Raw genomic sequence first — 20,300 nt, 5'->3', positions numbered from 1 at the left:
TCTCCTAAAGGCCCGTTTTCGGCGAACCGCCGGATGCCATCAGGTGCCCGTTCTGCTCGGAGAGCCATTGCAGGGCTTCCGGCTGGCTGGTGAAGTACGCGGAGGGAGTGGGGGATTGCCGGGCGAATGCCGCGAGCACGGTGCCCATGGGATGGTCACCCACGAGAGCCACTACGGAGAAACCCCGGTAGGCGATCATGCCTGCCCGTGCCTCCGGGCTCAGCCCGGTCACTCCGGTGATATCCACGAGAATGGGCAGGGCCTGCCCGCCGCTGAGTTCCTCCAGGGTGCGGGCAGCCTGGACTGCAATTTCGTAAGTGACGAACACTCCTGGCCGCCAATGCAGCCGCAAAATCCCATCTTCGTGCGACGCGGTAAACGAATTCATGCGTTCCACTGTGCTGGTATCTGAGGGAAAGCGCCAACCCAGGCCAGCGGGCATAGTTACTGACACCGTTCGCGCACAGTTAACCTTCCTGCCGCCCTGCCCAGAGCACCGCCGCCTTAGCCGCCCCGATATGTCCTCGCTATCCGGTCGTTCCGGCTGTCTCGCCCTTTTGGGCGAGCCGCTGGAGCTGCCAGTGATGCACGTCCGGCAGCCAATCCAACGGGGCCGATGGGCCCACCCGCGGGTCGTCGGGAACGCCGCCGTCGTGCAGGGCCTGCACATACGCGCGATCCGACCAGAACGCCCTCAGCGACTTTGTGCAGCATGACGTGCCTTTCGCTTCGTTAAGCCGGTGGGTCTTGTCCCACGAGACCGTCCACCGACTCCCGAAGAAGGTCGGCATGGCCGTTGTGACGTGCGTATTCCTCAATCATGTTGAGCAGGATGTAGCGCAGAGTGGGAAGCTCGATCTCGGGGTTAGAAGCAATTGTGCCCTGGCGGCCCGGACCGCCTTCCGCAAGCGCCTCCGCGAATAGGGCACGGGAGCGGACCACTGCATCGCGCCACCTTGCATAGAGCTCTTCGGGAGAATCCTGGCTGGCTGAGTTCCAGTCCCAGTCAGGGTCGGCATCCCAGTCCACGGCGTTCCACGGGGGCAGTTGCCTGCGGCCATGAAGCCACTCAGTGGACATGTCGTCCTCGAAACGGGCCAAGTGCTTGAGCAGGCCGCCCAGAGTCATCGCCGAGGGAGCCAAAGTGGCCCGTAAGCCAGCCTCGTCAAGCGCGCCGGTTTTCCATGCGAAGGTCGACCTCTGCCGCTCCAAAAATCCCAGCAAAGTGGCCGTCTCGTCACCAACGGTAGGCGGCTCAGGGTTGGTCTGGTCGCTTTGGCCCGTTTCGTCGTTCAACAGGGGGCCTCCTCGGATTCAGGAGTATTCACAGTTAGATATGGAGTGAGTGTACAGAAGCCAAAGGTCATCCAGTTGAAAGCAAAGCGGAAACACCCTCTACTGACTGTGCCCCAAAATTCGTCCTGTGACGGTCCTAATAGGATTGGGTAAAACCGCAGGTCAGAGGGGTAGCGCACGAATGTCAGAGGGAACTCCGAAGGGGAACCGCAAACAAAAGGAGAAAGGCGGATCGGAGACCCGGCAGGCTTTCGTCCTCGCCGGGGTTGTCGCCCTGGTCGCTGGGGGCATCGGTGGTGCCGGCATCTACACCAGCGTGTCCGCCAGGGCGAAGGAGCAGAACCAGCAACAGAACCAGGCCCCCGCAACCACGCCAAGCGGACCCCTTTGCCGGGCTGCGGACCGGGCGGAACTGGTACCCGCCAGCGGCGCGCTGTTCGGTGTGAACCTTGACTGGCACGCCAAACCACTTGCCGGCTACGCCGCGGACCTCGGGCACAAGCCGGCAGTCAGCGTGTCCTTCACCGGGTTCCCCTACACACAGCAGGAGAAGGTTGACCTGCAACGGGCCGTTGAGCAGATCCGCGCCCACGGGCAGATGATGCTGTTGACCCTGGAACCCATGAATGGGCTCGCCTCGGTCACCCCGGAATCGGCGGCGGCGCTGGCAGCTGATCTGGCGGAATTCAATGACGACGGCGTCCCGGTGATCGTCCGGTTCGCGCATGAAATGAACGGCTCCTGGTACCCCTGGTCGCAACAGCCGGCCCAGTACATCCAGGCGTACCGGACCATGGCGGAGGCAGTCCACACCCGTGCGCCGGGCTCGGCGATGATGTGGGCACCGAACTACGGCGGGGGATACCCGTTCGCCGGCGGGCAGTACGAAGCCAAACCGGGTACGCCCGATTTCGCTGCCCTGGACACCGACGCGGACGGGGTGCTGAGCATGGGCGATGACTCCTACGCGCCCTACTACCCGGGTGATGACGCGGTGGACTGGGTCGGCATGTCCCTTTACCACTGGGGCGCAGACTACCCCTGGGGTGAAAACGAGATTCCGGAACCTCTGAAGTTCGTTGACCAGCTCACGGGCAACTACGCCGGCGCCAACGGCGACGATACCCTGCTCCCGGATTTCTACCAGGTCTACGGGGAGGCGCACGGCAAACCTGTCGCGATCCCGGAAACGGCCGCGCTCTTCGCCCCTGGAACCATCGGGGAAGCTGAACTGGCCATCAAGCAAGCGTGGTGGAGCCAGCTCTTCGACCCCGCCACGGCCGCCCGGTTCCCGCAACTGAAAATGATCAACTGGTTCGAATGGCACAAAGAAGAGGTTGAGGTCAAAGGCAGGGTGGACTGGACCGTCACCAACACACCCGCAGTCCGGGAGGCGTTCACTACCGCTTTGCCGGACTGGCTGCACTACGGTCCCGAGCAATCCTGCGAACCCCGCAACTAACAGCCGGGTGAGTTTCCCCGACCGCTCGCTTCTTAAGGACACCGCACTGCTCGCCCCCAAACCACGGAGCGGAGCGCTCCGGGTCTCATATCGATAAGTCGTCTGCACTTGCAGCAAGTGTCAGCATCGCCTGGTGTCACCTTGCAGGAGGGTGCTAATCACCGTTCCGGCCGGTCGCGGTCCGGGCTGGCCGTCGGCCTCAGAGACGCTGTCCCCTAGGCTTAGGACGAGCAGCACCTGAGCAGGGGTCTTTGCCTGGTGCAGTTTGTCGGAATCAGCTTTGGGGGAAGTTATGCGGGTAAGACTGGGACTCATTGGAATTGCTGCTGTCATTGCATTGGCTGGCTGCGCTAGCGGGGCAACCGCCCCGCCCAACGCCACGCCGGCAGCGGCGGCCGAGGTTGAACGCCCCACAACCGTGGGCGGGTACGAGGGTTGGTGGAACGCGACCCCCTTGTCCGGTGACGTCTCAGGGCTCCCCCAGGAAACCGTGGCGGTAAACACCAGGACCGGGCAAGTTGTTGATGCTTTCAACCGCTCGATGAACGACGCGGGCAAAGTCACCAACGTCGCTGATGTTGATTTCACCGTTGTCCCCGACCCCGCCTGGCCTGCAGACTCTGTGGTCATCATTGAGACAGCGACAGGTGACGTCATAGAGAGCTTCCCGGTGAACCAGAATGGGGAACCCATTTACGATGCCACCGGCAGCTCAAACCGGGAGAGGCCCCACGGGGCCAATCCTTAAGGCCGGAGGTAACCGTGAACCCCGCTCCAGGCTTCGGTATCCTGGCCGTGCTCTACATTGCCGTGATGGCTGTGCTGATCGGTTTGGCCGTCTACGTCCTGATCCTGGTGATCACCTTCCTTCGGCTGCGCATAGCTGAGCTGCGACGCACCGCGCCGCCCAAAGGAGAAACGGGTCCTGGTGAGTAGTCCAGCTCGGAGCTGCTGGATCCCTGAGGTCTAAAGGCCTGGTTTGTTGATGGGCTTGTCCAGCGCGAGGCTTATGGTCTGTCCGGGTACTAATTCCCCTGTTGGCAGGTCAACAGCTTCGTACCAGGTTCCGCCTGTGCCGGTGGTCGGGCGGTTCGCTGCTCGCAGGTCGGTGATGCTGAATCGGAACGCAATTTGGCGCTCCGTGTCGCCGGGGGCTGTGGTGTAGGTGAGTGGAATTCCTTCGGCATCGGCAGTGAACGTGCCCTGCGCGCCCTCGATCTTGAGTTCGCCGGGTATCAACCGCACTTTGCGTCCCGCCGGGATCGGCTCGTTGGCCTTGAGTGACGGGTTGTACAGCAGGATCTGTTCGGTAGTGGAGCGGAATTTGTATCCGAGGCTGTCGAAAGAGGCACCGTCCACGGTGGTGTAGTAGATGGCCTGGCCGAACGAGTTGGTGACTGTTGTTCCCTTGCCTGACCGGCTGTGCACGGGGTTTTTCTGGAGCTGGATAACGTGTCCGGCCTGGATGAAGTAGGTGCCACCTTTTTCGTAGGTGAACGGGACCTTGTTGGCTTCGGCTAACTGTTCCTGGGTGAGGTTGAACCGGTACGTAATGCCACTTAAGGTGTCTCCGGTTTCCACCTTGTAACTGGTTGGGATGCCGTTCGCGTCAACTGTGGCTGCGCCCTTTGCCCCAATTATCGGTTCAGCGGGAAGCAACCGGAGTTTTGTACCCGGGCTCACGGGTGAACCCGGCTGGAGTCCGTTGAATTCAGCGACCTTTGCCTCTGAAAGGTTGTAAGCGGCAGCCACACTGGCGAGGGTGTCGCCGGAGACCGTGGTGTAGTAATCCACGTTGCCGAACGAGTCGGCCACCGCTTCCCCGCGTAGCGGAGGCTTTCCGTTGCTGGCCGTTGTCACTTCCGGTGCGGCGGTGGCCGAGGGCGCTGGGGCTGAAGGCTCAGTTTGCGTGCATCCTGCCAGCCCCATCGCCAATAGTGCAATGGAGGCAGCTGCCCACCGTGCCAGCCCTACATGCTTCCGAGCCACTGCAGTACCTTCGTTTTCCATACATTCCCCCCAAAAAGCCATGCGCAAGGTCCGTCAGGCCACACCCGAGCATAGTTGATGAGCTTTATAGGCAGGACAAGGCGTACGACGGCGGCGCGCACCTCGTGCGGGAGGTGATGGCGCGTCGGGGGAAAGGCCGCATTAAGTGAGAGAGCGTTTGGGAAAAGGCCGCGTTAAGTGAGAGAGCGTCGCAGGGGAGGGGGCGAACGCGCTTGACGGTCTGGAACGCTTCCGCATATCCTGAACGAACGGTCGGTAAATAATTCGGCACGTCCCAGAAGGTCTTTGCATAGGAGCAACCATGGCAGCGCAGAACTTGCAGTCAGTGCCAGCTGAGCTATCCCCGGAGGAGCTCTCGGCGGAAGAAGCGGCAGGCAAGGCCAACTTTGACCGGGTCATGGCCGAGGATTCCCGGATCGAGCCCAAAGACTGGATGCCGGCGCCGTACCGCAAGACGCTGCTGCGCCAGATCTCCCAGCACGCGCACTCGGAGATCATCGGCATGCAGCCGGAGGCCAACTGGATTTCCCGCGCTCCCAGCCTGAAGCGCAAGGCCATCCTCATGGCCAAGGTCCAGGACGAGGCCGGCCACGGGCTCTACCTCTACAGCGCCGCCGAAACCCTTGGCCAAACAAGGGACAAGATGATGGAAGACCTCATCGCCGGCAAGGCACGGTACTCGAGCATCTTCAACTACCCGGCGCTCACCTGGGCGGACATGGGTGCCATCGGCTGGCTGGTGGACGGTGCCGCCATCTGCAACCAGGTCCCGCTCTGCCGCGCCTCCTACGGCCCCTACGGCCGCGCCATGGTCCGCATCTGCAAGGAAGAGTCCTTCCACCAGCGCCAGGGCTTCGAGATCCTCCTCGAACTCTCCAACGGCACCCCTGAGCAGAAGCAGATGGCCCAGGACGCCGTGAACCGCTGGTACGCCCCGTCCCTGATGATGTTCGGCCCGCCGGACGATGATTCGCCCAACTCCAAGCAGTCCATGGCCTGGAACATCAAGCGCTTCAGCAACGATGAACTCCGCAGCCGCTTCGTGGGCATGATGGTGGAGCAGGTTCGGGTCCTGGGCCTCACCCTCCCCGATGACCAGATCCGCTACAACGAGGACACCAAAAAGTGGGAGCACGGTCCGCTGGACTGGCACGAGTTCCAGGAAGTCCTGGCCGGCCGCGGCCCCTGCAACTCCCAGCGTCTGGAACGCCGCAGGCAAGCGCACGACGACGGCGCCTGGGTCCGCGAGGCAGCGTCCGCCTATGCGGACAAACAGCGGGCAAAACAGTCAATGAAGACGAAGGAATACGCAGCATGAGCCCCCACGGCAACCCGGAAGTCCCCGCAAGTTCGGCCAGTGAAGTGATCCGCGGCGCGGAGCAGGTTCCGGCCGGCGCCCCCACCCCCGAGGCAGCCGCCGCCGAGGCGAAGGCCGCCGCAACAACCCGGGCCTCCGAGAACCAGGTTCCCTCGATCCAGCCCGCCGCCGGACCGATGCCTGCCGAAACTCATGACCGCGGCGCCTGGGGCCTTTGGGAGGTATTCGTCCGGTCCAGCCGCGGCCTGAGCCACGTCCACGCCGGAAGCCTGCACGCACCGGATGCCGCCATGGCCCTGCGCAACGCCCGCGATCTCTACACCCGCCGCAACGAGGGCGTCTCCATTTGGGTTGTCCCGGCTGAAGCCATCGCCGCAAGTGACCCGGACGCCAAGGGATCGTTCTTCGAGTCACCGCAGGGCAAGGACTACCGGCACGCCACGTACTACACCAAGAGCGAAGGGGTGAAGCACCTGTGATCCCCGAAACCACCCGGACCACCGAGAACTCAGGCCATGGAGATATCTCCACCGGCGTGGCCGGCCCATCGGGCAGTGGCGACTCCAACGCGAGCGCCACCCGCATCACGCCCGGCAACGCGCTCCGCCCGGAGGACATCGCCCTCGAGGTCCGGACCGGCCTGGCCAAGCCGTCAGAGGAAGTCGCAGAATACGCACTGAGGCTCGGCGACGACGCCCTGATCCTCGCCCAGCGCCTGGGCCACTGGATCTCCCGCGCCCCCGAGCTGGAAGAGGACGTGGCCCTAGGCAACATCGCCCTGGACCAGCTGGGCCACGCCCGAAGCTTCCTCAGCTACGCCGGCGGCGCCTGGGGGAAAAGTGAGGACGACCTCGCCTACTTCCGCCGTGAGCACGAGTTCCGCAGTGTCCAGCTGTTCGAACAGCCCAACGGCGACTTCGCGGTGACCATCGCCCGGCAGTTCATCGTGAGCTACTACCAGTTCGAGCTGTACCGCCGGCTCACTGAATCAACTGACGCCACGCTCGCAGCCATCGCGGCCAAGGCCGTGAAGGAAGTGGACTACCACCGGGACCACAGCGCCCAGTGGATCCTCCGCCTGGCCGGCGGCACCGAAGAGTCCCGCCGCAGAATGATCCACGGCCTCCGGCTGATGTGGCCGTACGTCAACGAACTGTTCCAGGACGACGAGCTAACGCAAAGGCTCGCCGAGGCAGGCGCCGCCGTCGCGCCTTCCAGCCTGCGGGAGGACTTTGACCGGCTCAGTGGCGAAGTCCTCAAAGAGGCCGAACTGGAGGTGCCGGACGTCCCGGCGGCCCCCGGTGGCGGCCGGCACGGCAAGCACTCGGAGCACCTAGGCTACATCCTGGCCGAGATGCAGGTGCTGGCGCGCGAGCATCCCGGAGCCAGCTGGTGAAGGCCATGTACATCTCCGACTTTGAAACCCGGACCCGCACTCCCCGGCAAACGGCGTGGGACATCGCCGCCACCGTCTGCGATCCGGAGATCCCCGTGCTCACCATCGAGGACCTGGGGATCCTGCGGGACGTGCAGGTGGCAGGAGAACAGGTCAGGGTCACCATCACCCCCACCTACTCGGGCTGCCCCGCCATGGACGCCATCCGCGACGACCTCAAGGCAGCCTTCGCCAAGGAGGGCTACACAGACGTCGAGGTGGACCTGGTACTCGCCCCGGCCTGGACCACGGACTGGATGACGGACGCCGGAAAGGCGAAGCTGCAGGAGTACGGCATCGCACCGCCGTCGGGCAAGGCAGGAGCAGCCCGCCACGCCGGCCCCATCCGCCTGAGCATGGCTGTGAAATGCCCGCAGTGCGCCAGCCTGAACACCAAGGAACTCACCCGCTTCGGCTCCACCTCCTGCAAGGCGCTGTATGTGTGCCAGGACTGCAAGGAACCGTTCGACTACTTCAAAGTGCTGTAAGGAAGCCCCATGCCTGTTGTCCGCCAGACCGCCGCAGAGACGGCGCAGGCCACCGGCCGCCGTCGTCCGTCCTTCCACACCCTCGCGGTGAAGGAGGTGCGCCGGCTCACCGAGGACGCCATCGAGGTGGCCTTCCACGTCCCCCAAGAGCTCGCTGGCCAGTTCGACTACCTGCCCGGCCAGTACGTGGCCCTGCGCACCAAGCTGCCGGATGAGACCGGCGAGCTGCACGAGGTGCGCCGCAGCTACTCCATCTGCGCCGAGCCGCGCAGCTTCGCGGACGGCAGCAGCGAGATCCGGGTGGCGGTGAAGAAGGACCTGGGCGGGCTGTTCTCCACCTGGGCCAACGCCGAGCTGAAGGCCGGGGACACGCTGGACGTGATGAGCCCCATGGGCGCGTTCGTGTCGCGGCACGGCCGGGACGGCCAGGCGGTGGAGCAGAACCGCATGAACTCCATGAACAACCCGGAGGAGCTGGCAGGGGATGTCGCCTCCCACGGGGAAGCGAGCTTTGTGGCCATCGCGGCCGGCAGCGGCATCACCCCGGTGATAGCGATCGCCCGGACACTTCTGGCCGCCAACCCGGAGTCGCGGTTCGACCTGATCTATGCCAACAAGGCCGCCATGGACGTGATGTTCCTGGAGGAGCTTGCGGACCTGAAGGACAAGTATCCGCAGCGGCTGGCCATCCACCACGTGCTGTCCCGCGAGCAGCGGATCGCGCCGCTGCTGAGCGGGAGGATCGACGCCGAGAAGCTCCAGCAGCTGCTGGGCACGGCCATCCACGCCGACGATGTGGACGAGTGGTTCCTGTGCGGGCCGTTCGAGCTGGTGCAGCTGTGCCGGGACACCCTGGCCGAGCGCGGCGTGAAACCGGAGAACATCCGGTTCGAGCTGTTCACGAGCGGCAAGCCGGACAAGCCGGAGGGGCACGCGGGCCGTCCCGTGGTGGTGGACGAGTCCAAGGAGACGTACAAGATCACGTTCAAGCTGGACGGCCTGCAGGGCGAGGTGGCCAGCCCCACCCACGCCCGCGAGTCCATCCTCAACGCCGCCCTGCGGGTCCGCCCGGATGTGCCGTTCGCGTGCGCCGGGGGAGTGTGCGGCACATGCCGCGCCAAGGTGGTCACCGGCAGCGTGACCATGGACGAAAACTATGCGCTGGAGCAGGATGAGCTGGACAAGGGCTATGTGCTGACCTGCCAGAGCCACCCCACCAGCAAGGAAGTCACCGTCGACTTCGACGTCTAAGTCTTTTCAACCGCAAGGAGTTCCATGATTTCCCTCTCCATCAACAACGGCGTGGCCGAAGTGGTCCTGGACGCACCGCACAAGCTGAACTCGCTGGATGAGCAGGCGCTGGCGGATTTGTCCCAGGCGTACGACGACGCTGCTGCCGCCGCCGCCCGCGGTGAGGTGCGGGCGTTGCTGCTGAGGGGAGAGGGCCGCGCCTTCTGCGCCGGCCGGGACATCCAGAACGTGACGCCGGAGAATGACGACGCCGCCGCGTATCTGGGCGGGCTGGTGGAGCCGCTGCTGAAGAAGATGAGTGCGTTCCCGGCTCCCTCGTTCGCGGCGGCCCACGGGGCCTGCTTGGGCGTGGGGCTGGGGCTGCTGCTGGCCACGGACGTGGTGTACGTGGCGGAGAATGCGAAGTTCGGCTCGCCCTTCGCCAAGCTCGGGGCCACGCTGGATTCGGGCGGGCACTGGTACTTCACGGAGCGGCTGGGGATGCACCGGACCCTGGACCTGATCTACACGGCGGAGCTGATCAGCGGCACCGAGGCCGTGGCGCAGGGGTTGTTCAGCCGGGCCATGCCGGCGGACGAGCTGCTGGAGACGACGCGGGGGATTGTGGCGAAGGTGGCCCGCGGCGCCACTGGTGCCTTTATCGCCAGCAAGGAGCTGGTGGCGCACATCAGGGACCAGCGGTTGGGCCTGTGGGAAGCCATGGCCGAGGAGAACGCCGAGCAGGCACGTCTGTGCAAAACGGACGACTATGCCGAGGGTTTCCGGGCATTCCAGGAAAAGCGCGAGCCGCAGTTCCGGGGTTGAGCCTGTCCAGACCACCCGGTGGTTGACCTCTGCCATCCTGGGCAGAGATCTTGAGCCAACCTTGCGTTTGGGCTGCGTCGATCTTGATCCAACTTCGAAAGAGTTGGCGAGGCTGGATTAACCAGTTCAAAGCACGCTGCACGGAACAGGTAAGCACTATCAGGCCGGGTAAGCGGCAAATCGACGGGTTGACGTGGGACGAGCTTCGTCACCAAATCAGCATCCGCTGGGGAACTAACGAGTCCGTTACTTCCGCAGCCAAGGATCCTCAATCACTCTCGATGCGCCGTGGCAGCACTATGAGAAAGAATCTACATGGGGGTCTCTCAGAGGCGGCTTCTCGCTGCCGCTGCTTCACTTGCCATTGCAGCATCCAGCATCGGATCCATTGCACCGGCGATAGCAGCACCAACCACCACCGTAACCAACGAGCAGGCTACGGAACCAACCAATCCACCCGCCGAAACGGGAACGGCTTCGGCTGAAACCCCGGTGGCGCCTCCCGTCGCAGAGGCAAGCAAGCCGGCACCGACGGAAGAGCCCAGCGCCCCCGCTGCTGCCATCGCGGAACCGGCGCCGCACGTAACATCGGAGGCACCTCAGGTGGTGGCCTCGGCTGAAAGCCTGAACGCGGCCAGCGAATCCGGCACCACGTTCGGCCAGGTCTCCGGGCTCTTGGGCTCGCTGAAGGTTCTGCCTGAGTCAACGGTGCAGTACGACCGGGACCTGTTTGAGCATTGGATTGATGCTGATGGGAATGGCTGCCACACACGTAAAGAAGTCCTGATAGCAGAATCGCAGGTCCCAGCCACGGTGGGCGCGGGCTGCACAGTAACTGCCGGCCAGTGGACTGGTTGGTACGGCGGCGGAACGGCATACGATGCCTCCCAAATCGAGATCGACCACTTTGTTGCCCTGTCGGAGGCGTGGGACTCGGGCGCTGCCTATTGGACGCCGGAGCAGCGCCGTGCCTTCGCGAATGACATGGTGATCGACGAATCCCTGGAAGCGGTACCTTCGGCTATCAACCAGAGCAAGAGCGATCATGACCCCACCAGTTGGCTGCCGGCAGACCCAACAGTTTGGTGCAGGTACGCGACCGCCTGGCTGAAGGTTAAGTACCGCTGGAATCTGGCTGTCGATCAAGACGAGTACTACGGGATCGAGCGGATCCTGTCCCTTGGAAGTTGCGGCTACGACACGTTGTACTACCCGGAGAAGGCCGGCACCTCCGAGCCGACTGCCGACAGAACGTACTTAGTGCAAGGCGCTATTGCCGACAAACATGCAGCAGCAGCGGGGGTGTTGGGTTCTTCCACCTCCCAGGAGTTCGCAAACCAGCGTTTCGGCGGGTCCTACCAGTTCTTTGAACGTGGCACTATCGCCTACCTCCAGCAGTACGGCGCGTACATGGTCATCGGCGGTATCAACACCGTATGGAATTCGATCGGTGCCCAAAACAGCGACCTTGGCTACCCGACCTCTGACGAGTATGCCCCGATGGCTGGCGGCGTGATGCAGAACTTCCAGTTCGGCAAGATCTCCTGGAATCCTGCAACGGGTTCGAGGATCACAAAGGGCGGCATCGGTGTCACCTGGGACAATGCAGGCGGCCCGCTCAGTGGTCTCGGTTATCCAACAACAGATGAGTACGCTCCAATGCTCGGCGGTGTTATGCAAGGCTTTCAGTACGGCAAAATTTCCTGGAACGCCGCAACGGGCTCCCGCATCACCAAGGGTGGCATCGGCGCTACGTGGGACAAGGTAGGAGGCCCACTCAGCGGCCTTGGTTACCCCACCACGAACGAGTACGCCACTGCTAACGGAGGCGTGACCCAGGCGTTCCAGTACGGTCAGATTGTCTGGTCACCTGCCACCGGCTCCCGCTTCATCAAGGGCGGCATCGGCCAGACGTGGATCAACGCCGGCGGACCCAACAGCGGGCTTGGCTACCCAACATCGGATGAGGTCGGTGGCCTCGTAGGAGGCGGCGCGAAGCAGTACTTCCAAGGTGGAGAAGTTGTCTGGTCTCCGGCTTCGGGCGCGCGCGTCATGACTGGTGGCATCAGGGGTGCCTGGGTGGGCCAGGGCTCCGAAGGTGGCCGTCTGGGTTACCCGACAACCAATGAGTATGGTGCCAGTGGTGGCGGCTACTCACAGGACTACCAGGGCGGCCGCATCACGTGGCGCTCCGGCAGCGTGAGCATCGAGTACGCGTCTGACGCCTACAAGCCTGCACCGGCTCCTGCCCCCGCACCTGCACCCGCTCCAGCCCCCGCACCCGCACCGGTGCCGGCTCCAGCCCCCGCTCCGGTCTACTATGCGAACTGCACTGCGGTGCGTAATGCAGGGAAAGCGCCACTTTACAGTTGGCAGCCCGGCTACCGCTCCGCGCTGGATGCGGACTCCGACGGTATCGCCTGCGAAGGTTAAGCAAGCAGTGAAGAGCCCCATCCTCGATCAATCGAGGGTGGGGCTCTTCGCGGTTTTGGAGGGTTGAGCCTGGACAGAGCCTGTAGGGGCTTAGGTGGAACTACATAGCTGGGCTTAGGTGGGTACGGTGGGCCTGAAGTAACGGGTATCGCCTACTCGTGTTTCCCGCTTCGCTTGGTTGTTTACTGGGAAGTGCCGGCGAGGTGGGAGCCTTCGCGAAGGCTTGCACCGCAGCACTCGCCGGCACCATTCATCGCGGCAGCTGAAACGATGAGTCTCCCCGGCGAACCCTGGGCGATTCAGGAACGGCGGGATCCATGCGAACCAGATCATCCACTGGGGACGGCATCAACCTTGCGGCCTGCCCGCACCAGTTTGTTGGCCGATGCGATGACTGTTCCGCGTCAGCAAGCCTGAGTGAATCAGACCAGATGGTGACGGATGAAGGCGGGACTACCTTCGTGGCCGAGCCCGATCCCTACCCGCGCAATTGGTGAACCACGCCATACAGCCCCTCGCAGCAGATCTTGACCCAACCTTGCAGGTTGGTTGCAGGATTCTTAAGTCTCGTTCGGAAGAGTAGGCAGGGCCGGGCAAACGTGCCCCGGCCAACTCCCGCTGCCGTTCCTAAAGGGCTGGCTGCGGTTGAAGACTACAACGGGAGCATCATTGTCTGAGGTTCTGAACGAGAAAGTCACCTGCGGCGAAGAAAGCGGTTTCAGCCGCCGCAGGGTAGTTGCGGGCGTGGCATGGTCCCTGCCCGTTATCGCCACAGCCATCGCAGCGCCGGCCGCAGCGGCTTCCGGGATCAGCGCCACCGCAGCATTTGACGATGCCGGTTCCTCGGTTGCTTTCCCGGAGCTAACAGCGGCCGGACACAACCGCACCGGAAGCGGCCCCACTGGTTTTCACATCACGAATAGCGGCAGTGCGATCACAGGAAGCATCACGGTCTTGATCCGGATTGAGCCCGTTTCTGCAGCATCGGGCGACCTTGGTGTCGGAGTCCAATCGCTGACCAACGCAACGCTGATTGGTCCGAGCCTCAGTGCGACTGGCGTTTTCACCGCCTCCTGCAGCATCCCGGGCATTGCGAGCAACGCGACTGCCAGTGTGCCGACTCGTTTCTACTACAGGGGGAAAAAGAGTCAGATAGGGAACTTCCTCATGTCCCTCACAATCACCTACCCCGACAACAAGGTCGAGACCATCTCGACCAATATCGCGCTTACCTAGGCCGCCCGATGGTCTGGAAACGAGGCGGCCTGGTGGCCGAAGCCCGCACCGAACACCAGGGCCGGGTTGCCCTGCTCCATTTGGACGCAACCCAGCCAGTGGTCCTGGAAGGCACGGCTGCAACTATCTGGGACCTGATCGACGGCCGGCGGACACAGGAATCTATCCTTGCTGAACTCGAAGCCACCTTCGAGGATCAGGCAGGGCAAATGCAATCCCAGGTGGAACGCTTCCTCGCCAGCCTCGAGGCCCAGCGCCTGATTGAGGCCGCCCCCAACGCGTCGCGCTAATCGTCCAGGGCCGCGGAAACCATGGGAAACGCAGTTGTGGCATGGAAGCAACGTCTCTTTGAGGAATTGGCACGAGGCAGTGACCTGCTGTGCCTGGAGATCCTGGGAAGGCAGTTCACTGTCCGCTGGGGCCGTGCGGTCAACCGACAGCAGCGGGAAAGCATGAGTTCGGCCTGGGCACGCTGTGCCAGCAGCCGCGAGCCAGTGCTTCCGCCGCCGCCAATGGAGCCCACGGACAACCTGCCGTTCACCGCTACAGTCATCGGCAGGTCGCTGAAGCACGACGGCGGGATGTTCCACGTGCGGGCAGCGTCCTTTGCGGAGCTGGCTGAGAACCTCACGTCCCGGCTCACAGTGGAAGCCATCCTGGCCAATGCAGGCGGGCTGACAATGCTTCACGCCTGCGGGGTGGCCCACCCGGCCACGGGGGCGGTGGTGGCGCTCGTGGCGAAGTCGGGAACGGGAAAAACCACCGCGGCGTCCGTGCTGGCCAAGACCTATGGGTATGTCACGGACGAAACGGTGGCCATCCGCCCGGACGGCTCGGTGGTTCCGTATCCCAAGCCGTTGTCCGTAAAGCAGGGGCCGGGTGCACCCAAACGCCAGGTGGGGCCGGGCGAGCTTGGCCTTCAGCCAGCTCCAGCCGTGCCCTTCATCCAGTCCATCGTGCTCCTCAACCGGGTCCAAAGTGACCACCTGGCGACACCGGTACTGGAGAGGGTTCCGCTAGCCGATGCGGTACTCGCCCTGATCCCGGACTCGTCCTCGCAAGGGGACATCAGGGAGCCGCTGCAGTCGCTCTGCCGCCTGATAGACAGCGTTGGGGGAGTCTGGCAGGTGACCTACTCGGAAGCGGCCGATCTGCCGGTAGCACTGGATCCCCTGTTCAGGACGCAGCTGCAGAACCAAAGCGGGGCCAGGCCTGAATGGGAAGCGCGCGCGGCAGGAGGTACCCGGCCCGGACCCATTCCGGACAGCTACATCCGAAGGGCACCGGCCAAGGATGCCGTCGCTATAGGTGACGATCTGCTGGTCATGCTGGACAACCAGATCGTCCGGCTCAGCGGGATCGGCCCGGCCATCTGGGCAGTATCCGCCAGTGCGCTCCGGCCTGACCAGCTCGCTGAAGCCGTGGGGGAGGTGCACGGCACGCCGGAAGGGTACCGGGACGCCGTCGCCCTAGCCATGCAGCAGCTCATCGCTGCATCAGTTTTGGAACAGGGCGGCGAGTAGCCGCCAACGGGTGCGAAACCGCACGAAGCAGTATTTCGGCCAGGAAGACCGGGCCAGGAAACATTGAACTTGAGTGGAAGGAACCACTGTGAGCACCACAGCCGCGCCCCCGGAAGCGCCCGTTGGCATGGACCTGTCGGACTACCTCCGCATGCTCCGGGCCTACTGGAAGGCGATTGTTGCCTTCACCCTGCTGGCCACCCTGGCGGCCGCGGGCTGGACCGTCCTGCAGCCCAAGATCTACGCCTCGGATTCCAGCGGCATTGTGGTTACGCCGGGCTCGGACAACGTCAGCCTGTCGCTCGCGGGGGACAGCCTGGCGAAGGCCAAGGTCAAGAACTACGAGTCGGTGGCGAAGTCCCGGCTTGTGGCGGACCGGGTCATCCATGCACTGGAGCTGAACACCAGTGCAGACGCCCTCCTGGGCAGCATCAGCCTGAAGGTTCCGCTGGACACTGCCGAAATCCGGGTGACTGCCCAGTCCACGGACCCTGCCACCGCGCAGCGCGTTGCCGATGCCTGGGTGAACGGTCTCGCCGCCCAGGTGGAGGCGATCGAAACGGCACCTGCCGGCGAGGCAGCCGTGGAGGCCGGCACGGCAGCAACGCCCGGCGCGGAGCCGCCGGCAAACGCCACGGCAACGGCTGTCCGGGTGCTTCCTTTGGGCAAGGCAGTTCTCCCCACTAGCCCCACGTCACCCAACACCAAGCTCAACCTGGCGCTGGGCGCACTCGTCGGCCTGGCCCTCGGTGTCGCCTATGCGGTGGTCCGCCGGCACCTGGACCGGCGCATCCGGAAGGCCGCGGAAATCGAACGGCTCTTCGGCCTCCCCGTGATCGGCACCCTTCCTGTGGACCACCGCCTGGACGAGAGGAGTACCGTCCTGGACGCCGGCACAGAAATGCAGGTCCACGATGCCGGCGGGGCGATGGGAGAGGCCCTACGGGAGCTGCGCACCAATATCAGCTTCCTGGACGTGGACCAGCCGCCGCGGATCATCGTGGTCACCAGTTCGGTGCAGTCAGAAGGTAAGTCCACCGTCACGGCCAACCTGGCGGTCACCTTGGCGGCCGCCGGAGAAAACGTCGTCGTGGTCGACGGCGACCTCCGCCGGCCCACGCTGGTGGATGTTTTCAACCTGGTTCCGGGAGCGGGCGTCACCGATGTCCTCACCGGTACCGCGGAGCTGGCGGACGTCCTCCAGCCCTGGGGTGCGCTGCCGAACCTTTCAGTCCTTGGCTCCGGCCGGATCCCGCCGAACCCCAGTGAGCTGCTGGGGTCCCGGGCCATGAAGAAGATGCTCAATACACTGGCCGAAGATGCAATCGTGCTGATCGACGCCCCGCCGTTGCTGCCGGTCACTGACGCCGCCGTCCTCTCCCGCGCGGCAGACGGCGCCGTGGTAGTGATCCGGACGGGCCGGACTACCCAGGAGCAGCTGGCACAGTCCCTGGGGAACCTCGAGAAGGTCAAGGGCAGGATCCTGGGGGCCGTGCTCAATTACGTGCCAACCAAGGGAACGGATGCCTACACGTACTACGGAACGTACACCGCTGCGCCCCGGCCCGTGCCGGCATTGGGGGTCGAGCCGCAGCCCATCACCATCGCGCAGGACAGCGGGGCTGAAGGCGTGCTGGAAGCCCTTGGCAGCGGGCGCAGGGCCAAGGACTAGGTATATGACGGACGCGGCCAATGAAGCGCAACTCAGTGTCCCTGAGGGCGTACTCCTGTGCCACGCTTTGGTGGCACGGGTAGCGGAAAGCCTGGGTGTTCGTGCCTTCTTCATCAAGGGGCCTGCCAGTGTGATGCAAGGGCTGCGCCAGCCGAAGACGTCAACCGACGTGGACGTTTTCGTCTCACCCTCCAGCCTGGAAGCAATTGTGCAAGGCTTGCGGGAGCGGGGTTGGCGGGAACGTCCCGTTGATCCGGACAGCAGGACGTTTCCGAAGCACGCGGTGACATTGCACCACCCGGAGTGGCCGTGTTGTATCGATGTCCATTTCCGCTTCCCGGGGATGGAAAGTACGGCAATGGATGGTTTCGAGGTGATGTGGGCAAATACAGATTGCCTGGAGCTTGCAGGGCAGGAGGTGCGCATCCCGTCAGCGGCGCTGGGAATCCTGATCCTTGCATTGCACGCACTCCGGTCTCCTCATCTGCCTGCCTGCCGGCAGGAGCTCGAATTCCTGGCCCACCTCACAAAACGGGAATCGCGCGTGTCCGCAGTGTTGGATATCGCCACGGCCACTAACTCCCTTGGGGCCATGCGGCCTTTTCTCGAGGATCTACTCCCTGAAGAAGCTCTGCCGGAGTGGCCGGAGCCCTCCATGGAATGGCGCAACCGGCTGATGGCCAAGGAACCGGGGAGTGCAAGGCTTATAGCCATCGGACAGGCGCCGTGGCGTCAGAAGCCAAAGATGTTGTGGCGGGCCGTCATTCCGCGGCCGGACGTCTTCCTGAGTGGGAACATCTATGCGGACATGTCAGTCCGCGGACGGCTCTCGCAGCATCGTGCCAGATGGGCCCGGTTCCTGCGCTCTGCCCCGCGGATCGTGCGGGACTTCAGGGACATCGGTGGTTAAGCTGGTCAGAACTCAGCGGCCAGCCAGAAATTGCCTTTATCTACCGCTGATTTGTAAGGTTCAGCTATGACTACGGGGAAAGCTATCACCAAAGCCGTCATTCCTGCTGCCGGATTGGGGACTCGCTTCCTGCCCGCCACCAAGGCAATGCCGAAGGAAATGCTGCCGGTTGTTGACCGGCCGGCCATCCAGTACGTCGTTGAGGAAGCCGTGAAGTCCGGCCTCACTGACCTGCTGATGATCACAGGGCGGAACAAGCGCTCCCTGGAGGATCACTTCGACCGCGAGCCGGGCCTGGAGCGCGCCCTGGAGCTCAAGGGCGACAAGGACAAGCTGGAGTCTGTGCAGTACGCCTCCGAGCTTGGCCCCATCCACTACGTTCGCCAGGGCGAGGCCAAGGGCCTGGGCCACGCGGTGCTGTGCGCCAGCCAGCACGTGGGCAACGAGCCTTTCGCCGTGCTGCTCGGAGACGACCTCATTGACGAGGCTGAGGACCTGCTGACCACCATGATGGAGGTGCAGCAGAAGACCGGAGGTTCCGTGATCGCCCTGATTGAGGTGGATCCGTCCCAGATCAGCGCCTATGGCTGCGCAGACATCACCGCGGTGGACGGCGAGGACTACGTCCGGGTGAACAGCCTGGTGGAGAAGCCGGCCACGGGTGAGGCTCCCTCCAACCTGGCTGTCATCGGCCGGTACGTGCTGCACCCGTCCGTGTTCGGCATCCTTGAGAAGACGGAGCCGGGCCGCGGCGGCGAGATCCAGCTGACGGATGCCCTGCAGACCCTGGCCTCCGGCGAGGGCGAAGGCTCCGGGGTGTATGGCGTGGTATTCAAGGGCCGCCGCTTCGACACTGGCGACAAGTTGAGCTACCTCAAGGCCGTCATCACGCTCGCGTCCGAGCGCGTTGAGTTCGGCGAGGACCTGAAGACCTGGATGAAGGGCTTCGTCAACTAACTGATGCTACATACTGCTTACAGGTCCGCTGCCGGAAGGCAGCGGGCCTGTAATTTTCTGCGTGCCGCAATGGCCAGCAGTGCGCCGATGACAGATCCTGACGCATTTGTTACAAGATCCACTGGACTTGCAAAGCGGTCGTGAAGAAACAGGAGTTGCCCCAGCTCAATAGTTCCGGAAAGTAGCAGCCCAAAGGCACCAATCCGCCACCAGGCCTTTCTTGGAAAAGCAAGCGAGCTTATGAATCCGATGGGGATAAACAGCGCAATGTTGGCCGAAGCTTCTAAGAATCTGTAGCTGAACCAGTTCGGAATTCCGTTGCGGTGGAGGAATCGCAGGATGCGGGTCAGCAGGCCTTGGATTGGCTGGTCTACAGGGGTGGGCCAGAAGGCGATGAGAGCCAGTGGAACCATCGTGGCGATAAGGATCAGACGCCAGAGTCGGTAGTTCTGAAGAAGCTTCACATCTCCCTCAGGAAGTCCTCAGAAGGGCTAATGCTGCGATTCCAAGGGCGGCAACCGCGAGTAGCGCCAGGAGGGCGTAACTGAGCATCTGAGGGCCCGGTAGGGGTAGGGACAAGTCGTACTGCCATGGTGCTCGTCGCCAATGTCTCCCCATAGTTCATATTGATACCACAGCCAAGCCCTCCGACTGGCGGCTGAGTTCTTTCGAAACCTTAAACGAGGAAGGTGGGTGTTCTCCATCTCTGGAGGACACCCACCTTCCTCGGTGGTTATTTGCGTTGCAGTTATGCAGCAACCTCAGACTTGGCCCGGCGGCGAACAACCACTACCGAGGTAGCGCCGGCTGCGAGTGCGCCAGCGCCCACCAGGGTCCAGAGGACCAGGCCGGAGTCGGCGCCAGTGTTGGCCAAACCTGCACCGCCGGTGCTGGCCAAGGGAGCGCCGCCGGCGTTGCCACCGGTGCTGGCCAGGGAAGCTGCCACGGTAACCGTGACGGGACCCACTGTGTTATCGGAGATGTTGCCAGTCGCCAGAATGGAGTACGTTCCAGCCTCGTTAAGGGTGACCGGGACGGAGAACTTACCCTCAGCGTCAGCAGTGGTTCCAAGAGTCTGCGGTTCCGCGAAGACGCTGATCTTTGAAGCAACTGACTGGCTACCGGCAGCAGGCGCCGTGCCATCAACGGGAGTCACAGTGATGGTGACTGTCTCGTTAGGCAGCATGCCTTGCCCACTGAAAATAAAGGTTTCACCGGGAGTCACGGTGGCATCCGAGACGGTAGCGGCCGGTGGGAGCGGTGCATAACCGGCCTGAGCCGCGCCGGCGCCTATAAGAGCGATTGAACCTGCGAGTGCAAGTGCTGCGAATGTTTTCTTCATTATTGTCCCCCCGGAGACGTATAAGTTTTGTTGTACCCGATTTTGGGGAGCATTCCCCTCCGCACGAGACCTAGTGCAGAACTACGGATATTTATCCCAAAAAGACGTTACCATCTGCAAGTTGTCTCAAGCAACGTCAATCCAATCGGTTTACATAGTGTTA

General features: G+C 63.4%; 22 protein-coding genes. 17 read left to right on the top strand and 5 right to left on the bottom strand.

Annotated elements, in window-relative coordinates; all coding sequences use genetic code 11:
• Positions 1 to 4: 4 nt before the first annotated feature.
• Positions 5 to 388 (bottom strand): STAS/SEC14 domain-containing protein, encoded by a 384-nt coding sequence (locus tag G6R19_RS17605; RefSeq protein WP_163167349.1) that lies wholly within the window; start codon positions 386 to 388, stop codon positions 5 to 7.
• Between the two features lie 344 nt (positions 389 to 732).
• On the bottom strand, positions 733 to 1,296 hold the full coding sequence (locus G6R19_RS17600) for a DUF664 domain-containing protein (RefSeq protein WP_163167347.1): 564 nt from the start codon (positions 1,294 to 1,296) through the stop codon (positions 733 to 735).
• A 181-nt stretch (positions 1,297 to 1,477) separates the two neighbouring features.
• Between G6R19_RS17600 and G6R19_RS17595 the strand changes: the two genes are divergently transcribed.
• The 3 genes from G6R19_RS17595 (at position 1,478) to G6R19_RS17585 (ending at position 3,694) form a co-directional block, all read left to right on the top strand.
• Complete coding sequence (locus G6R19_RS17595) at positions 1,478 to 2,758, top strand: glycosyl hydrolase (protein WP_163167345.1); 1,281 nt, start codon at positions 1,478 to 1,480, stop codon at positions 2,756 to 2,758.
• A gap of 292 nt (positions 2,759 to 3,050) precedes the next feature.
• A complete protein-coding gene (locus tag G6R19_RS17590) occupies positions 3,051 to 3,506 on the top strand; it encodes a hypothetical protein (protein ID WP_163167343.1) in 456 nt (151 codons plus the stop codon).
• Between the two features lie 14 nt (positions 3,507 to 3,520).
• Positions 3,521 to 3,694, top strand: coding sequence for a hypothetical protein (locus G6R19_RS17585; RefSeq protein ID WP_163167214.1), 174 nt, complete (start codon positions 3,521 to 3,523; stop codon positions 3,692 to 3,694).
• A gap of 30 nt (positions 3,695 to 3,724) precedes the next feature.
• On the opposite strand, the gene G6R19_RS17580 is transcribed toward G6R19_RS17585, so the two are convergent.
• Positions 3,725 to 4,747, bottom strand: a complete 1,023-nt coding sequence (locus G6R19_RS17580; protein ID WP_163167341.1) for a LysM peptidoglycan-binding domain-containing protein — start codon at positions 4,745 to 4,747, stop codon at positions 3,725 to 3,727.
• Between the two features lie 322 nt (positions 4,748 to 5,069).
• Between G6R19_RS17580 and paaA the strand changes: the two genes are divergently transcribed.
• The 14 genes from paaA (at position 5,070) to galU (ending at position 18,795) form a co-directional block, all read left to right on the top strand.
• Positions 5,070 to 6,086: a 1,2-phenylacetyl-CoA epoxidase subunit PaaA gene (paaA, locus tag G6R19_RS17575; RefSeq protein ID WP_163167339.1), complete on the top strand. Its 1,017-nt coding sequence runs from the start codon at positions 5,070 to 5,072 to the stop codon at positions 6,084 to 6,086.
• Positions 6,083 to 6,565, top strand: a complete 483-nt coding sequence (gene paaB / locus G6R19_RS17570; protein ID WP_163167337.1) for a 1,2-phenylacetyl-CoA epoxidase subunit PaaB — start codon at positions 6,083 to 6,085, stop codon at positions 6,563 to 6,565. Before paaA ends, paaB begins: the two co-directional genes overlap by 4 nt.
• Complete coding sequence (paaC, locus tag G6R19_RS17565; protein WP_240341950.1) at positions 6,562 to 7,482, top strand: 1,2-phenylacetyl-CoA epoxidase subunit PaaC; 921 nt, start codon at positions 6,562 to 6,564, stop codon at positions 7,480 to 7,482. Before paaB ends, paaC begins: the two co-directional genes overlap by 4 nt.
• A 5-nt stretch (positions 7,483 to 7,487) precedes the next feature.
• Entirely contained in the window at positions 7,488 to 8,009 is a 522-nt protein-coding gene (gene paaD / locus G6R19_RS17560) for a 1,2-phenylacetyl-CoA epoxidase subunit PaaD (RefSeq protein WP_163167335.1), read from the top strand.
• Between the two features lie 9 nt (positions 8,010 to 8,018).
• Positions 8,019 to 9,260, top strand: coding sequence for a 1,2-phenylacetyl-CoA epoxidase subunit PaaE (gene paaE, locus G6R19_RS17555; protein WP_163167333.1), 1,242 nt, complete (start codon positions 8,019 to 8,021; stop codon positions 9,258 to 9,260).
• 24 nt (positions 9,261 to 9,284) lie between these two features.
• Entirely contained in the window at positions 9,285 to 10,064 is a 780-nt protein-coding gene (locus tag G6R19_RS17550; RefSeq protein WP_163167331.1) for an enoyl-CoA hydratase/isomerase family protein, read from the top strand.
• A 315-nt stretch (positions 10,065 to 10,379) separates the two neighbouring features.
• Positions 10,380 to 12,497 (top strand): excalibur calcium-binding domain-containing protein, encoded by a 2,118-nt coding sequence (locus G6R19_RS17545; RefSeq protein ID WP_163167329.1) that lies wholly within the window; start codon positions 10,380 to 10,382, stop codon positions 12,495 to 12,497.
• Positions 12,498 to 12,814: 317 nt separating this feature from the next.
• Complete coding sequence (locus G6R19_RS17540; protein ID WP_163167328.1) at positions 12,815 to 12,994, top strand: hypothetical protein; 180 nt, start codon at positions 12,815 to 12,817, stop codon at positions 12,992 to 12,994.
• 172 nt (positions 12,995 to 13,166) lie between these two features.
• Positions 13,167 to 13,733 carry a hypothetical protein gene (locus G6R19_RS17535; RefSeq protein WP_163167212.1) on the top strand — a complete coding sequence of 189 codons (567 nt, stop codon included), beginning with the start codon at positions 13,167 to 13,169 and terminating at the stop codon, positions 13,731 to 13,733.
• An 8-nt stretch (positions 13,734 to 13,741) separates the two neighbouring features.
• Complete coding sequence (locus G6R19_RS17530; RefSeq protein WP_163167326.1) at positions 13,742 to 14,023, top strand: PqqD family protein; 282 nt, start codon at positions 13,742 to 13,744, stop codon at positions 14,021 to 14,023.
• Positions 14,024 to 14,044: 21 nt separating this feature from the next.
• Entirely contained in the window at positions 14,045 to 15,256 is a 1,212-nt protein-coding gene (locus G6R19_RS17525) for a hypothetical protein (protein ID WP_240341949.1), read from the top strand.
• A gap of 88 nt (positions 15,257 to 15,344) precedes the next feature.
• Positions 15,345 to 16,928: a polysaccharide biosynthesis tyrosine autokinase gene (locus G6R19_RS17520; RefSeq protein ID WP_163167324.1), complete on the top strand. Its 1,584-nt coding sequence runs from the start codon at positions 15,345 to 15,347 to the stop codon at positions 16,926 to 16,928.
• A 4-nt stretch (positions 16,929 to 16,932) separates the two neighbouring features.
• Positions 16,933 to 17,838, top strand: coding sequence for a nucleotidyltransferase family protein (locus G6R19_RS17515; protein WP_163167322.1), 906 nt, complete (start codon positions 16,933 to 16,935; stop codon positions 17,836 to 17,838).
• Positions 17,839 to 17,904: 66 nt separating this feature from the next.
• Positions 17,905 to 18,795 (top strand): UTP--glucose-1-phosphate uridylyltransferase GalU, encoded by an 891-nt coding sequence (gene galU / locus G6R19_RS17510; protein ID WP_163167320.1) that lies wholly within the window; start codon positions 17,905 to 17,907, stop codon positions 18,793 to 18,795.
• A gap of 17 nt (positions 18,796 to 18,812) precedes the next feature.
• Here galU and G6R19_RS17505 read toward each other — a convergent pair whose 3' ends face one another.
• Both G6R19_RS17505 and G6R19_RS17500 read right to left on the bottom strand, forming a co-directional pair.
• Positions 18,813 to 19,259: a VanZ family protein gene (locus G6R19_RS17505; protein WP_240341948.1), complete on the bottom strand. Its 447-nt coding sequence runs from the start codon at positions 19,257 to 19,259 to the stop codon at positions 18,813 to 18,815.
• A gap of 284 nt (positions 19,260 to 19,543) precedes the next feature.
• Positions 19,544 to 20,137 carry an LPXTG cell wall anchor domain-containing protein gene (locus tag G6R19_RS17500; protein WP_163167318.1) on the bottom strand — a complete coding sequence of 198 codons (594 nt, stop codon included), beginning with the start codon at positions 20,135 to 20,137 and terminating at the stop codon, positions 19,544 to 19,546.
• Between the last annotated feature and the right edge of the window lie 163 nt (positions 20,138 to 20,300).

Origin of the sequence: Arthrobacter sp. Alg241-R88 (assembly GCF_900537115.1) — a bacterium.
Lineage (GTDB): Bacteria > Actinomycetota > Actinomycetes > Actinomycetales > Micrococcaceae > Arthrobacter.
The sequence above is the reverse complement of the archived record's forward strand: the minus strand, read 5'-3'. Positions and strand labels throughout refer to the sequence as shown.